Here is a 15,074-nt window from a genome sequence, read left to right on the forward strand (position 1 = left end):
AAGCGAGCAACTGTTGCAAAGAGGCCGCACCAGCGGCCTGGCCGCTTCCCGAGTTCCATTTTGGTGCTTGGCGCTTGATCACGATTCACATATAGAACATATTCCGGCACTCCAGACCGGGAGGTTCATGAATGAGACCATTTCATATGTCCCGACAGGGCGGCGTCCATTCCTGACTTGTGGTGAGCGAAGGTCATTCGACCTTCTATTGGCTTCATGAGTCAAGAATAGCTATCGCCAATTTGGCCTTTCCCGTATTCGGGCGAGACGCCAACCAGTTTGCCGCAACAAGTCGTCATAACCAGCGGCATCTCCATCTTTGTGAAGCTATTGAGGCCGGTGCTTGCACCGGGCAATCGTCATGACATTCTTACGACTCGAGATCCGAGGCGGAGCTTTCCGCAGCGTGTTCGGATTCACCTGGAAATATTGGCAGAAGCAACCCGTTCGCCTGGTTGTGATCCTGGCGGCCATATTGCTGGCCACGCTGGCGGACATCCTGACCCCGCTCTATTCCGGCCGGCTGGTTGATGCCGTCGTGGGCGGTCAGCCGAGTGACCAGGTCGCATGGGATGCAGCCATAGCCGCATTCATGATGCTTCTGGCGCTTTCGGTCAGCGCGGTCGTGTTCCGCTACATCACGTTCATGCAGGTGGTGGTTCTCACCCTGAACATGATGTCCGGCATAGCCTCCGCCGCCTTTTATCGCATCCAGAGGTTTTCGACCGACTGGCACGCCAATAGCTTCGCGGGCTCGACCGTCCGCAAGGTTACGCGTGGCATGTGGGCGCTCGACCTGTTGAACGACACCTTGCTCGTCGCGTTGTTTCCGTCAGTCGTCATGCTGGTGGGATCGACCTTGCTGATGACCTGGCACTGGCCGCTGATGGGCCTGATCTTCGGCGCCGGGTCGCTGCTCTTCATCGTGGTCACGGTGCTGATGTCGCTCGGCTATGTCGCCCCGATGGCGAGCCTTGCAAACAGCTGGGATACGAGGCTTGGTGGCGCCCTGGCCGATGCCATCAGTTGCAATGCGGTGGTCAAGGGCTTCGGTGCCGAGGCCCGCGAGGATGCTCGTCTCGCAAAGGTCATCGCCAAATGGCGAGACCGCACCGACAAGACGTGGCGGAGGGCGACCTACAACGGAACGACGCAGGGCATGCTGCTTGTCCTGTTGCGCGCCGCCATCATCGGATTTTCGCTGGTCCTGTGGGCCAGCGGCCAGGCCAGCGCCGGTGATATCACCTTCGTCCTCACGTCGTTTTTCATTCTGCAGGGTTACCTGCGGGAGGTCGGCATGGACGTCCGCAACCTGCAGCGATCGGTGAACGACATGGAAGAACTGGTTGAAATCCATGGGCAGAAGCTGGGTATCGAAGATGTGCCTGGGGCCAAGCCGATTCGGATTTCCGCCGGCAAGATCGAGGTGGACAATGTGACGTTCCATTATGGTGCTCACCAGAAACCGCTCTATGACCGCTTCTCCGTTGTCATAAAGCCCGGTGAGCGGGTGGGTCTGGTCGGTCATTCGGGCTCGGGTAAATCGACCTTCGTCAAGCTGGTACAGCGCCTGCACGACGTGAAGGCGGGTCAGATATTGATCGACGGGCAGGACATCGCCAGCGTCACGCAGGCATCCCTGCGCCAGCAGATAGCCATCGTGCAGCAGGAACCGATCCTGTTTCACCGTTCGTTGGCCGAGAATATCGCCTATGGACGGATGAATGCCACGCAGGCGGAGATCGAAGAGGCCGCGCGTCAGGCCAGTGCTCATGATTTCATCATGAACCTGCCGAAGGGCTACGCGACGCTGGTCGGCGAACGGGGCGTGAAGCTATCGGGCGGCGAGCGCCAAAGGGTGGCGATTGCGCGTGCTTTCCTGGCGGACGCACGGATCCTCATCCTGGACGAAGCCACGTCGAGCCTCGACTCCGAATCCGAGGTGCTGATCCAGCAGGCGATGGAGCGGTTGATGTATGGGCGGACGACCCTGGTCATTGCCCATCGGCTGTCGACCGTCCGCTCGCTGGACAGGCTGCTCGTGTTCGACCATGGCCGGATAGCCGAGGAAGGAGACCATGATACCCTGATCCGCAGGCCGAACGGCATCTATCGCGGCCTGTTCGAACTGCAGGCGCTGGAACTGACAAAGGGGCTCGTCCTCAATGATGGCTAGGCTCTTCGCCCCTGATATGGGCCGCGGCGACACGCGGCCCATATTGCCAATCCAGGCGCCATCCGATATGCCCCGGTCATGACTGTCACCGTTCGTTTTGCGCCGTCTCCGACTGGCTACATCCACATTGGCAATACGCGTACTGCCTTGTTCAACTGGCTGTTCGCCCTGAAGAATGACGGTCAGTTCATTCTGCGGTTCGATGATACCGATGTGGAACGTTCGAAGCCCGAATATGCCGAGGCGATCAAGGAGGACGTCGAATGGCTCGGCATCCGTCCGTCGCGCATCGCCTATCAGTCGGATCGTTTCGCGATCTACGCGTCCGCGGTGGAAAAGCTGAAATCCGCCGGGCTGCTATATCCCTGCTACGAGACACCGGACGAGCTTGAGCGCAAGCGCAAGCTGCGCCTTGCGCGGCGATTGCCGCCGGTTTACGGCCGTGATGCGCTGAAATTGAGCGCTGACGACCGCGCGAAACTCGAAAGCGAGGGCCGCAAGCCGCATTGGCGCTTCCTTCTGCCCAATTTCTCCGCCGATCCTTTCGCGCCGCAAAGAACCGATGTTCATTGGGACGATGTCGTGCGCGGGCCCGAGACGGTCGATCTCGCCTCGCTGTCAGATCCTGTATTGGTGCGTGAGGACGGCACTTATCTGTATACGCTTCCTTCGGTCGTCGATGACATCGACATGGGCGTTACGCATATCATTCGTGGCGATGATCACGTCACCAATAGCGGCGTCCAGATCGCCCTGTTCGAAGCTCTTGGAGCCGTGGCGCCTGCACTCGGCCACCATAATCTCCTTACGACGGTTTCGGGCGAGGGCTTGTCGAAGCGGTCCGGCGCTCTTTCCGTCGGCAGTTTGAGACGCGACGGCTATGAGCCCATGGCCGTTGCAAGCCTTGCGGTGCTTATTGGCACGTCCGAGAATGTTTCGGCGATGCCCGACATGGCGGCGCTGGCGGAAGTCTTCGACCCCAAGGCGACATCCAAATCCGCCTCGAAATTCGACCCGGGCGAGTTGGATACGCTGAACAGGACGCTGATCCACGCAATGCCCTTCGCTGAAGCTGCCCCGCGGCTTGCGGCTCTCGGTATCGAAGGCGATATCGCCGAGCCATTCTGGCTGGCCGTGCGGGGCAACCTGTCGCGTCTGAGCGAAGCGTCGCAATGGTGGGGTATTATCAGGGATGCGCCGTCGGGCGAAGAGACGGTGGCGGAAGACGACAAGGATTATGTGCGTTCCGCATTCGATCTGCTGCCGCCGGAACCCTGGAGCCGCGATACGTGGAAGATCTGGACCGACGCGGTCAAACAGCAGAGCGGACGCAAGGGAAAGACCCTCTTCATGCCGCTGCGCATCGCACTTACCGGACTTGCTTCTGGTCCGGAGCTCGCAGATCTATTGCCCCTTCTTGGTCGGGAAGAAACGTTGGCCCGACGACCCTGACCTTGCGGCTCGGGTCCATCGGCTTGTCTGGCGACAAAGGCTTGGGCAGGGGAGCCTCTGCCTTCGGTGCCTCTGGCTCGCCAGGTCCTGTCACGGCTGAAGGTTTTGCATCGGCGTCGGTCTTCGGGGCGGGCTGCTGTGCTTCAACTGCCGCAGGCGTTTCCACCGGATCTGCCGTTGTCGGAGCGGCCGGCGGCGTCGTCTTGGCCTCGACGGGTGCATCGGCACGCGCGGCGGGCTTTGGCGCGGGAACAACCTCTGCAGCCTTGCCCATGGACCCATCGCCGAGACCTTTGTCATTGCCGGCAGTGCTCTCGCACGTGCACTGCGCCGTGCCATTGGCTCCGGCCTTGCGGAATTTGAAGGCGTTCGGCAGCTTGCCATAGGGCTGGCCGGCGAGCGACATCATCGCCTCCGGGCTCTGCCTGTCGGTCGGCCTGTAGAACAGTTTCGCGCCCGGGCACTGCGCTTCGCACCTCGCCTGGTCGCGCTGGAAGTTCTCGGCGCCCGTCTGGTAGGTCAAGGGAAAGTAGTAGCCGTCGCAACTGCGTACGCAGAGCGTCTGGTAGTCGCCGCCATAGATGGGCGTCGTTTCCGCCGGCCGCTCAGCCCCTGGCTGCCCCAGGACCTCATAGGGCGGGTCGTCGTTGACGGAGGGCAGATTGCGGTACTGATGATCGCGTATGGGGCAATCATTGGCATCGAGCGCAGCTTCGATACGGTCCCTGCGCAGATTATATTCGTAGTCGTCGATAGCGTAGTCGCTCGTCAGTTCATCGAGCCTTGCCTGCATGCGGGCACAAACGGCAGGATCGGCCAAGGCCGGTCCTGTCAGCAGAAATGCACCCAGCGCGAAAAGCAGCAGTGAACAGAAACGTATCATCGTCATGCCTATTGATTGGCCGCATGAACCATCACGTCCATGCGGCAGCAATAAGACACCGGGCCGTCAGTCAATTCGTTGTGATGCTTCAACAACCGCAAGCGCCGTCATGTTCACAATACCGCGCGAGGTAACGGACGGCGTCAGGATATGTGCCGGCTTGGCGGCGCCCAGCAGGATGGGGCCGACATGCAAGGCATCCGTCACCGACTTCACCACATTCAAGGTGATGTTCGCGGCATCGAGATTGGGGAACACGAGGAGGTTTGCCTCGTCGCTGAGCCGTGAGTGCGGCAGCACCCTGTCGCGCAGGATCTGCGAAAGCGCTGAATCGCCGTGCATTTCGCCATCCTGTTCCAGGTCGGGCGCTTTGGAGCGCAGGATTTCCGATGCGAGGCGCATCTTCGCCGCGCTTTCCGAATCGCGGGACCCGAAGTTGGAGTGCGACAGCAGCGCAGCCTTGGGCTCGATGCCGAAGCGGCGGATTTCGTTGGCGGCAAGCACGGTCTTTTCAGCGATCTCCTCCGATGTCGGGTCGATGCTGACATAGGTATCGGTAAGGAAGAGCACGCCGCGCTGCGAGATCAGCAGGCTCAGGGCGGAAAAGTTGCGAATTCCCTCCGTCTTGCCGATGATCTGTTCGACATTGCGCAAATGGCGTTCGAACCTGCCTTCAAGGCCGCAGATCATGGCATCGGCTTCGCCGCGCACAATGGCGAGGGCGGCGATCACGGTTCCGCTGGCGCGCACCATGGTCCGCGCTACCTCCGGGGTCGTGCCACGACGCCCGGTGAGGTTGACGAGAAGATCGACATAATCGCGGTAGCGCGGATCGTCTTCAGGGTCGATGACGTCGAAATCCGTCCCCAGCTTGATCTTGAGGCCGTAGCGCTTGAGCCGCGTCTCGATGACCTGCGGGCGACCGATGAGCGTCGGGATGGCTATGCCTTCCTCCAGCACCACCTGCGCGGCGCGCAGGACCCGTTCATCTTCGCCATCCGAGTAGATCACGCGCTTCTTTTCCGCCGATTTTGCTGCGGTGAAGATCGGCTTCATGATCAGGCCCGAACGGAAGACGAACCTGTTGAGCTTGTCGAGATAGGCGTCGAAATCTTCGATCGGCCTGTCGGCGACACCGGTTTCCATGGCGGCCTTGGCCACCGCCGGCGCGATACGCAGGATAAGCCGCGGATCGAATGGCGATGGAATGAGATAATTCGGTCCGAAAGTCGGCGTGTCGCCGGAATAGGCGCGGGCCGCCACGTCCGACGGCTCCTCGCGCGCCAGAGCGGCAATCGCCTTTACCGCCGCCATCTTCATCTCCTCATTGATGGCGCGCGCACCGCAGTCCAGCGCACCGCGGAAGATGTAAGGGAAACACAATACGTTGTTGACCTGATTGGGAAAATCCGATCGACCGGTGCAGATCATCGCGTCCGGACGGGCAGCGCGGGCCTCCTCCGGCATGATTTCGGGGTTGGGGTTGGCGAGCGCCATGATCAGCGGGTTCGGCGCCATCTGCTTCAACAGTTCAGGCTTGAGGACCCCGGCCGCCGAAAGGCCGAGAAAGACGTCCGCGCCGGAGATCACGTCCGCCAGGACCCTCGCATCGGTCTTCTGGACGTAGGCGGATTTCCACCGGTCCATCAGCGTATTGCGTCCTTCATAGACGACACCGTCGAGATCGCAGACCCAGATGTTTTTCCGATCCACGCCGAGCTTGACCAGGAGGTTCAGGCAGGCGAGGGCCGCCGCGCCGGCACCGGAGGCGACGATCTTCACCTTGGAGAGATCCTTGCCGGCGAGTTCCATGCCATTCAGGATGGCTGCGGCAACGATGATGGCCGTTCCGTGCTGGTCGTCATGGAAGACAGGGATGTTCATCCGTTCGCGCAGCTGTTCCTCGACCTCAAAGCACTCCGGAGCCTTGATATCCTCGAGATTGATACCGCCGAATGTGGGTTCGAGCGCCGAAACGACATCGACGATGCGCGCAATCTCATTGGCGTCGATCTCGATGTCGAACACATCGATATTGGCGAACTTCTTGAAGAGGACGGCCTTGCCCTCCATGACCGGCTTCGAAGCCAGCGGGCCGATATTTCCAAGGCCGAGCACCGCCGTACCGTTCGAGATCACGGCGACGAGATTGGCGCGGCTGGTATAATCCGCGGCGGCCGCGGGATTTTCATGGATTGCAAGACAGGGCGCTGCGACGCCCGGCGAGTAGGCGAGCGCCAGGTCGCGCTGGTTGCCCAGGGGCTTGATCGCCTGGATTTCCAGCTTACCCGGCTGCGGAAAGCGATGATAGAACAGAGCGCTCTCTTCGAGATCAGATTTACCGGGCGTTTTATCCTCTGCCATGGACGGTCCTTTCACCTTCGCTCTGCTGCCTTCACGGTTGCACATCCCGAAGAGGTTTGCATCCGCGTCTTGAGGCTGAGAGGCTTAAATGAACTCAGAATCGATACAAGTGTTTATCGCCAGGAACCCCCATTTTTAGCGCCGTCATACGTTTGTGACATGAATCGGGTTTGTGTCGGCCAATCGGACGCATCCACGTCGTAGCAACGGAGATCGGATCATGATGGATGGCGAGGCACGAAAATTCCGTACGCTCTTTCTGTCAGATATCCATCTTGGGTCGAAGGGCGCAAAGGCCAACTTCCTGCTGGATTTCCTCAAGCATCATGACGCCGATACGATTTATCTCGTCGGCGACATCGTCGATGGATGGCGGCTCCGGCGTTCCTGGCATTGGCCGCAGGAGCACAATGACATCGTGCAGAAGCTGTTGCGGAAGAGCCGGAAAGGCGCCCGGATCTATTATATCGCGGGCAATCACGATGAATTCCTGCGCGATTTCCAGGGGACGCATTTCGGCGGCATCGAGGTGACGGACCGGATGATGCACGAAACCGCGAACGGCAAGAAATATCTCGTCATCCATGGCGATCAGTTCGATGTCGTGGTGCGAAACGCCCGTCATATCGCCTATCTCGGTGATTGGGCCTATGACGCAGCACTGGCGATCAATACGGTCATGAACAAGATGAGGCGCTTGCTGGGCCTGCGCTACTGGTCGTTCTCGGCCTGGGCAAAATTCCGGGTGAAGAAGGCGGTCAATTTCATCGGCTCGTTCCAGACGGTGGTGTCTGACGAAGCCCGGCGAATTGGCGCCGATGGCGTCATCTGCGGCCATATTCATCACGCGACGATCGAGCAGATCGACGGTATCGAATATATCAATACGGGCGATTGGGTGGAAAGCTGCACCGCCATCGTGGAACATTTCGACGGCCGGATGGAGCTCTTGTCCTGGACCCACCTCATCGGCGAGAATGCAGGCTTCGCCCCTGTCGTTCAGCTTGCCGATAAGCGGCCAAAGGCGGCGAATGCAGCCTGAAGACGATACACGGCGACTGGTGATCGTTACGGATGCCTGGCATCCGCAGGTCAATGGTGTTGTCAGGACATTGACCAAGGTGCGCGAGCTGATGGAGGCTCGCGGCTACGAAGTCACCATCATGTCGCCGGCGGATTATCCCTCGGTGCCTTGCCCGACCTATCCGGAGATAAGACTTGCAATGACGCTGCCCGGCGCGCTGAAGGCGCGTCTTGAGGCCATCCAGCCCGCCTATATCCACATAGCGACGGAGGGGCCGCTTGGTTTCATGGCCCGGCGCGCCTGCATGAAGAACAATTGGCGCTTCACGACCAGCTTCCACACGCGCTTTCCCGAATATCTGCGCCAGCGCCTTCCGGTTCCACTGTCGCTTTCCTACGGCCTGCTGCGTCGATTTCACAACTCGGCCCAATGTTGCCTGGTGCCGACGCAGTCGATCCACGATGAACTGTCGCAACGGGGCTTCAAGACGCTAAAAGTCTGGACGCGGGGCGTCGATCGCGCGCTGTTCAAGCCTGAACGCGGTGCCGACCTTGGGCTTCAGCGACCCGTCTTCCTCTGTGTGGGGCGGGTAGCACCGGAAAAAAACCTTGAAGCCTTCCTCGACCTGGATCTGCCCGGCACAAAGCTGGTCGTTGGCGACGGCCCTGAACTCGAGTCGCTGCGGCGCAAATATCCGAGCGTCGTCTTCGCAGGCAAGAAAGAGGGCGCGGAGCTCGCCCATCACTACGCGGCATCGGACGTCTTCGTGTTTCCCAGCCGGACGGACACTTTCGGCCTTGTTCTGCTTGAGGCGATAGCTGCCGGATTGCCGGTCGCGGCCTATCCGGTGCCGGGACCCAAGGATGTCATCGCAGCGACGGGTGCGGGCATATTGGCCGAGGATCTGAGCGTTGCCGCTCTGGAAGCCCTGGCGATGGGGCGGGTCGATCCCGAGAAAAGCCTGAATAAATTCAGCTGGGAAGCCTGCGCCGAAATATTTGAAAGCATATTGGCCTTTATCGGCGCCTCAAGGCCGCGCAATCTGTCCGACCAGGCCCAGAAACCTTAGGCCTCGCTGGATGGAGGTTTTCTAGGCAGCGGCGCGGTTTCGTGTTAGCGACGTAGGGCCGGGCTATTGATTCTACCGGCCTGTTTCACACCCGAAAGTCGATTGATGACAGCCGCATTGGCGGATCCCAGCGTAGAAAAACCGTCGCGGTTCGAGCTTCGGATCGCGCTGATGTATTTCGCGATCTTCATGTCGACCGGGCTGCATCTGCCCTATTTTCCGCTCTGGCTCGAATATAGGGCGCTCACGCCCACCGAGATTTCGATCGTGCTGTCGATGCCGCTTTTCGTGCGCGTGGTCGCGGCTCCACTCGTATCGATGCTTGCGGACAAATCCAGTGACCGCGCCCATGTGCTGTCGGCGGCGGCGGTAATGGCGGCGCTTATCGCCGCGTTTTATTTCGTCCCTTTCGGTTTCGCTGGAATCCTTGCCGTTTCACTGCTGCTGTCCCCGCCCTGGACGTCGCAGATTCCTCTAGCCGACACGATCGCCCTGTCCGGCGTGCGCCGATACGGCATCGATTTTGCGCGGATGCGGGTCTGGGGCTCAATTTCCTTCCTGCTCACCTCTTTCTTCGCGGGGATCATCATCCAGCGCATCGGCGAACACATCATCCCCTGGGCGCTGCTGGCGGCGTTGATCCTCGCCTGTGCGACAAGTTTTGCCGTGCCCCGAATCGGCAGGCCCCGCCGCATATCGCCGCTGTCGGACATAGACATAGCCAATGCAGGAAGGGCATTGCGCCGGCCCGCCTTCGTGACGTTCCTCATCGCGACCGGCATCACGCAGGCGAGCCATGCCTATGGCTACAGTTTTTCAGCCATCTACTGGAAGTCGATCGGCATCGAAGAGACGGTGATCGGCATATTCTGGTCCATATCGGTGGTCGCAGAAGTCATCATCTTCGCGACGTTCCGGCGGTTCTTCGGCAAGGTTCATCCGGCCAAGGTGCTGATGATCGGCTCTGCCGTCGCCATGTTCCGCTGGACCTTGTTCCCTCTGGTCGAGCCGCTCGGGCTCGGCATAGGCGGGTTCCTGTTCTCGCAGTGCCTGCACTGCTTTTCCTTCGCATTGTCGTTTCTCGGAATGCAGAAGATGATCGCCCTGACCATTCCGGAGGAACGGGGCGGCACCGCCCAGGGCCTGTCGACCTTCTTCGTCGGAACTTCGCTTGCGGCGGCGACGATGGCATCCGGGCCGCTTTATTCGGCGACGGGCATAAATGGCTTCTACGTGATGGTCGCCCTGGCCGCCATCGGCCTCGTTCTGGCGCTGGCCTCGTTGAAACTCGAGAGAGGCGAGCGGGCTGCCGCCGCCTAGCCCCAGAGCACGGGCGAAGGCGGAGAAACGAGGCTGCCGGAAAATGTCAATCCCGGCTCCCGGTCCTTCTTCAGTATGAGCGGCCCGTCGAGATCCACATAATCCGCATCCTGAGCGACGAGCATTGCCGGCGCCATGGCCAGCGATGTGCCGACCATGCAGCCCACCATGATGCCAAATCCCAGGCGCCGGGCTTCCTGCTGCATTCGCAGCGCTTCCGTCAGGCCGCCGGTCTTGTCGAGCTTGATGTTTACATAATCATAGAGTCCGGCCAGTTGGTGCAGATCGTCCGCAGCATGGACGCTTTCGTCCGCACAGATCGGCACAGGATGCGGTATCCGGCGCAGGATGGCATCTTGGCCGGCCGGCAAGGGCTGTTCGACGAGTGCCACCCCGGCCTTGGCGCAAGCGAGGAGATTGGCGACGATATTATCGTCGTTCCAGCCCTCATTGGCGTCGATTATGATGCGGCTGGCAGGAGCGGCGGCTGCAACCGCGCTTATGCGATCGGCATCGTCGTCGCCGCCGACCTTGACCTTGATCAGCGGCCGATGAGCGAATTTCGCCGTCGCGGCAGCCATGGTCTCGGCGTCGCCGAACGACACGGTTACCGCCGTCGTCAGGTCCCGCAATTCTCCAAGACCGAGTAATTCTGCGACACTGGTCCGCGCGCTCTTGGCTTCGAGGTCCCACAGGGCGCAATCGACCGCATTGCGCGCCGCGCCAGCGGGAAGCAGCTTCGCCAGATCGTCGCGGTCCAGTCCTTGAACCAGCTGCTCGCGGATCGATTCGATCTGCTCGCAGACGCTGTCGATACTTTCGCCGTAACGCGCATAGGGAACGCATTCACCCCGACCGGTTGCAGTTTCGGTGACGAGCCTGCAGATGACGACGGCGGCCTCGGTTTTCGAGCCTCGGGATATGGTGAACGTTCCGGCGATGGGCCATCTCTCCACCCCGATTTCAAGTATTGTTGACATTATTGAGTGCCTTAATTGTTCAAGTGACACGCACCGAAAGACTCGATATGTGTGAGGAATGTTGACCGATAGAGCAAGCAAATCAAGTGCTTCTACCGCAGCGCCGCCTCAGGTTGAGTTCAGTGAGGACGGCGGTCAGGCCCTGATCGCTCTATCGGGTGCCTGGACGACGCGGAACGTCAGGCGTGTGGACGATACCATGCGGCAAATCGGCGAGAATCGCAGCTTTTCCAGCGCAACCATCGATCTTTCCGGCGTTGAACTGCTTGATACGGCCGGTACCTGGCTGGTGGAGCGGCTGCGGACGACGCTTGAGAAGGCAGGCAAGCAAGTCGCCCTGAGGGGCCAGGCGCCGGGTTGGGCGGCATTGTTCGAAGCCGTAGGCGAGGCAGCTTCTGCTCCGGACGAGGCTGTGACCGTCGATCGGCCGTCGATGCTGACCCGCATGTTTGCCGGCATCGGGCGCGGGGTCTATGCTTTCGGCGACGACTTCCTGAAGGCAATGCACATTCTTGGCGCCACCGTGCGTGGCGCGCAGATGAAGGGCAGCGGGCGCACGGGCATACGGCCGGCCGCAATCGTCCATCAGATCGACAGCATGGGGATCGGCGCCATCCCGGTCGTCGTACTCATGTCGACGATCATCGGCGCCATCATCGCGCAGCAGGGTGCGTTCCAGCTCCGCTATTTCGGCGCCGAGATTTTTGTCGTCGATCTCGTAGGCATCCTCGTCCTGCGTGAAATCGGCGTGTTGTTGACGGCAATCATGATCGCCGGCCGCTCGGGAAGCGCCATCACGGCCGAAATCGGCTCCATGAAGATGCGGGAAGAAACCGATGCGCTGACGGTCATCGGCCTCAATCCCGTCGGCGTGCTGGTGTTCCCCCGTCTGGTGGCGCTGGTGATCTCGCTGCCTCTGCTAACCATAATTGCGGACTTTGCCGCATTGGTCGGCGCGATCATCATCACCTGGGCCTATTCCGGCATTTCCCCCGATGCCTTCATTCAGCGGCTCCGCGATGCGGTGGATCTCTCGAGCTATCTCGCGGGGCTGATCAAGGCGCCGTTCATGGCAATGATCATAGGCGTAATGGCCTCGGTCGAGGGCATGAAGGTAGGCGGCAGCGCCGAATCCCTCGGACAGCGCGTGACGGCCTCCGTGGTGAAATCGATCTTCGTGGTAATCGTGGTCGATGGCTTTTTCGCCATCTTCTACGCGTCTATCAATTTCTGAGCGAGCGGTATGAACCCGAAACAGCAGAACCCGGATGGAGACACGACGACCAGGGAGGTAATCCTCTCGGTCAAGGATGTCAGCGTCTCGTTCGGCCGGGCGCAAATCCTTGATCACCTCGATCTCGACGTCTATCGCGGTGAAATCCTCGGCTTTGTCGGCGCTTCCGGCACGGGAAAATCGGTGCTGATGCGGACGATCCTCGGGTTGAACCAGAAGCAGAACGGCAGCATCAGCATATTCGGCCACGACATAGATCATGCCAGCGAGCAGGAAAAACTCGCCGTGGACATGCGCATGGGCGTGCTTTTCCAGCACGGCGCCCTGTTTTCATCCCTCACCGTACTCGAGAACATTCAGGTACCGATGCGGGAATATCTGGACATCCCGCCGCGCTTGATGGACGAACTTGCCCGGCTGAAGATCGACCTGGTGGGATTGAAGCCGGATACGGCCGACAAATTCCCGTCGGAACTTTCAGGCGGCATGATCAAGCGCGCGGCGCTGGCCCGGGCTTTGTCGCTGGATCCGGAAATCGTCTTCCTCGACGAGCCGACATCGGGGCTCGATCCGATCGGTGCCGCGGAATTCGACGAACTGATCGCGAATTTGCGCGATACGATGGGCCTGACGGTCTACATGGTCACGCATGATCTGGACAGTCTGTTCGCGGTATGCGACCGAATCGCGGTATTGGGCAAGAAAAGGGTACTCGTGGAAGGAACGATCGACGATATGCTGGCGTTTGACGATCCTTGGGTTAAGGAATATTTCCAGGGAAAGCGAGCCCGCCAGATCGTGCCGGCGGGCGAGAATTTGCGTCGGTCCGAACGCGCGGCCACAACAGAAACGGCACCAGCGGGGCTGCACGGGCAGGCGAAATAATCGATGGAAACCAAGGCAAACTACGTTCTGGTCGGAATCTTCACGCTGGTCGTCTGTCTGTTCGCATTCGGATTCGTTTATTGGATCGCCCGTTATGGCGACAAGACGGAGACCGCAACGCTGGAAATCCGGATTCTTGGCTCCGTCACGGGTCTCGCCGATGGCAGCCAGGTGCTCTTCAACGGCATCAAGGTTGGCACCATCCGCCGCTTGTCGATCGACGACAAGAACCCGGATGCCGTCATCGCCCAGGCGGAAGTGAACGCATCGACGCCGATAACCCGCTCTACCCAGGCCACATTGGGCTTTGCCGGTCTCACGGGGCAGGCCTTCATCGAATTGAAGGGCGGCAAGCTCTACGAGCCGAAGCTTCTGGAAGAGGCGGCGAAGGAAGATGTCGTCGCGCGCATCGATGCCGATCCTTCAGTCGTCAACAATTTGCTGCAGAAGGCGCAAACCATCCTGGAGCGTGTCGAGACGGCGGTTGGTTCGATCGAGAGTTTCATCACCGAGGTAAAGGGACCGCTGGTCGATACTGTCAACAATACGAAGAAATTCACCGATGCCCTCGCCAAGAATTCGGACGTCATCGACAAGTTCAGCCGCAGCGCGGAGGATGTGCAGGTCCTCGTGCGCGAAGCCCGAGAGATGATGACGCGGCTCAATGCGGCTTCGACCCGCGTCGATGGTGTATTGGCCAAGCTCGATCTGCAGCTTTCCGATCAGGATGGCAGCATCGTTCGGGAAGCGCGCGCCACGTTGCAATCCTATCGCAGCGTTGCCGACAATCTGAATACGCGGCTTGGGCCGATTGCCGACAATCTCAACCGGTTTTCGGGGCAGGGCCTGCGCGACGTGCAGTCATTGGTCAATGAAAGCCGGCAATCCGTGCAGCGGATCGAACGCGCCATCAGCGATCTCGAAAAGAATCCGCAGAGGGTGATTTTCGGGGGCGGCGGTAATGTGCCGGAATATGATGGCCGCACGCGGCGTTGACATTCGCTCGTGCCCATATCATTAACGTGAATTAAGAATTGCTGTGCAGGGATGGGTTGAATCGGTGAGTTCGCAAAAAATCATTGCAGCTTTGATTGTTGCCCTTTCCGTTACTGCATGCGCCAGCGCGAAAAAGCTCGATACGTTCGATCTCTCGGCCGCAACGCCGGAGGTAACAGCCTCGAGGAAGCAGGGTCGGCAGATACTGATCGCTGCCCCATCGGCGCTCAAGGCGCTGGATGGCGAGAATATCGTCGTAAGGTCCGGCCCCAATTCGATATCGTTCCTCAAGGGCGCGCAGTGGGCGGATCGGCTGCCGAATATCGTCCAGTCGCGCCTGGCCCAGGCCTTTGAAGGGACAGGCCGCCTCGGCGGAGTAGGGCGTCCGGGTGACGGCCTCGCGATCGATTACCAGATCATCACCAATATCCGTACATTCAACATCGATGCGTCAACTGGAGAAACCGCTGTCGTCGAGATTGCCGTCAAGGTGCTCAACGACAAGAACGGCACGGTGCGCGCAACCCGCGTCTTCCGTTCGGCGGCGCCGGTCGCGGGGGGCGGCAACGCATCCTACGTCGCGGCGCTTGACCGGGCCTTCGACGATGTGAGCGGCGAGATCGTCCGCTGGACGCTGTCCGTCATTTAGTCAAAAGTAGATCGATTGGGATAGAGCGGCAGGTGCCTTGCC

General features: G+C 60.2%; 12 protein-coding genes. 9 read left to right on the forward strand and 3 right to left on the reverse strand.

Features of this window, described 5'->3' with window-relative positions; all coding sequences use genetic code 11:
• Window positions 1-361: 361 nt before the first annotated feature.
• Window positions 362-2,176, forward strand: coding sequence for an ABC transporter ATP-binding protein (locus OSJ75_RS02170; RefSeq protein WP_267226629.1), 1,815 nt, complete (start codon window positions 362-364; stop codon window positions 2,174-2,176).
• Between the two features lie 78 nt (window positions 2,177-2,254).
• The gene (gene gltX, locus OSJ75_RS02175; protein WP_267226631.1) at window positions 2,255-3,628 is read left to right on the forward strand and encodes a glutamate--tRNA ligase; all 1,374 of its coding nucleotides are present in this window, start codon (window positions 2,255-2,257) and stop codon (window positions 3,626-3,628) included.
• On the opposite strand, the gene OSJ75_RS02180 is transcribed toward gltX, so the two are convergent.
• A complete protein-coding gene (locus OSJ75_RS02180) occupies window positions 3,546-4,511 on the reverse strand; it encodes a DUF2865 domain-containing protein (RefSeq protein ID WP_267226633.1) in 966 nt (321 codons plus the stop codon). The genes gltX and OSJ75_RS02180 overlap by 83 nt on opposite strands.
• Before the next feature lie 66 nt (window positions 4,512-4,577).
• Complete coding sequence (locus tag OSJ75_RS02185; RefSeq protein ID WP_267226635.1) at window positions 4,578-6,875, reverse strand: NADP-dependent malic enzyme; 2,298 nt, start codon at window positions 6,873-6,875, stop codon at window positions 4,578-4,580.
• A 220-nt stretch (window positions 6,876-7,095) separates the two neighbouring features.
• On the opposite strand from OSJ75_RS02185, the gene OSJ75_RS02190 reads away from it, so the two are divergent.
• The 3 genes from OSJ75_RS02190 (at window position 7,096) to OSJ75_RS02200 (ending at window position 10,288) form a co-directional block, all read left to right on the forward strand.
• The gene (locus OSJ75_RS02190; protein ID WP_250013599.1) at window positions 7,096-7,917 is read left to right on the forward strand and encodes a UDP-2,3-diacylglucosamine diphosphatase; all 822 of its coding nucleotides are present in this window, start codon (window positions 7,096-7,098) and stop codon (window positions 7,915-7,917) included.
• On the forward strand, window positions 7,907-8,968 hold the full coding sequence (locus tag OSJ75_RS02195) for a glycosyltransferase family 4 protein (RefSeq protein ID WP_250013602.1): 1,062 nt from the start codon (window positions 7,907-7,909) through the stop codon (window positions 8,966-8,968). The genes OSJ75_RS02190 and OSJ75_RS02195 overlap by 11 nt, the downstream gene beginning before the upstream one ends.
• A 105-nt stretch (window positions 8,969-9,073) precedes the next feature.
• Window positions 9,074-10,288 (forward strand): MFS transporter, encoded by a 1,215-nt coding sequence (locus OSJ75_RS02200; protein WP_267226637.1) that lies wholly within the window; start codon window positions 9,074-9,076, stop codon window positions 10,286-10,288.
• Here OSJ75_RS02200 and dgcA read toward each other — a convergent pair.
• The gene (dgcA, locus tag OSJ75_RS02205; RefSeq protein ID WP_267226639.1) at window positions 10,285-11,268 is read right to left on the reverse strand and encodes an N-acetyl-D-Glu racemase DgcA; all 984 of its coding nucleotides are present in this window, start codon (window positions 11,266-11,268) and stop codon (window positions 10,285-10,287) included. The genes OSJ75_RS02200 and dgcA overlap by 4 nt on opposite strands.
• Before the next feature lie 58 nt (window positions 11,269-11,326).
• On the opposite strand from dgcA, the gene OSJ75_RS02210 reads away from it, so the two are divergent.
• From OSJ75_RS02210 to OSJ75_RS02225, 4 genes are all read left to right on the forward strand, one after another.
• Window positions 11,327-12,502: an ABC transporter permease gene (locus OSJ75_RS02210; protein WP_267226641.1), complete on the forward strand. Its 1,176-nt coding sequence runs from the start codon at window positions 11,327-11,329 to the stop codon at window positions 12,500-12,502.
• Between the two features lie 9 nt (window positions 12,503-12,511).
• Window positions 12,512-13,387 carry an ABC transporter ATP-binding protein gene (locus OSJ75_RS02215; RefSeq protein WP_250013608.1) on the forward strand — a complete coding sequence of 292 codons (876 nt, stop codon included), beginning with the start codon at window positions 12,512-12,514 and terminating at the stop codon, window positions 13,385-13,387.
• A 3-nt stretch (window positions 13,388-13,390) separates the two neighbouring features.
• Window positions 13,391-14,383, forward strand: a complete 993-nt coding sequence (locus tag OSJ75_RS02220) for an MlaD family protein (protein ID WP_250013610.1) — start codon at window positions 13,391-13,393, stop codon at window positions 14,381-14,383.
• A 79-nt stretch (window positions 14,384-14,462) separates the two neighbouring features.
• Window positions 14,463-15,032 carry an ABC-type transport auxiliary lipoprotein family protein gene (locus OSJ75_RS02225; RefSeq protein ID WP_267227029.1) on the forward strand — a complete coding sequence of 190 codons (570 nt, stop codon included), beginning with the start codon at window positions 14,463-14,465 and terminating at the stop codon, window positions 15,030-15,032.
• The last annotated feature ends 42 nt before the right edge of the window (window positions 15,033-15,074 follow it).

The organism is Phyllobacterium sp. 0TCS1.6A, assembly GCF_026420825.1.
Taxonomy (GTDB): domain Bacteria; phylum Pseudomonadota; class Alphaproteobacteria; order Rhizobiales; family Rhizobiaceae; genus Phyllobacterium.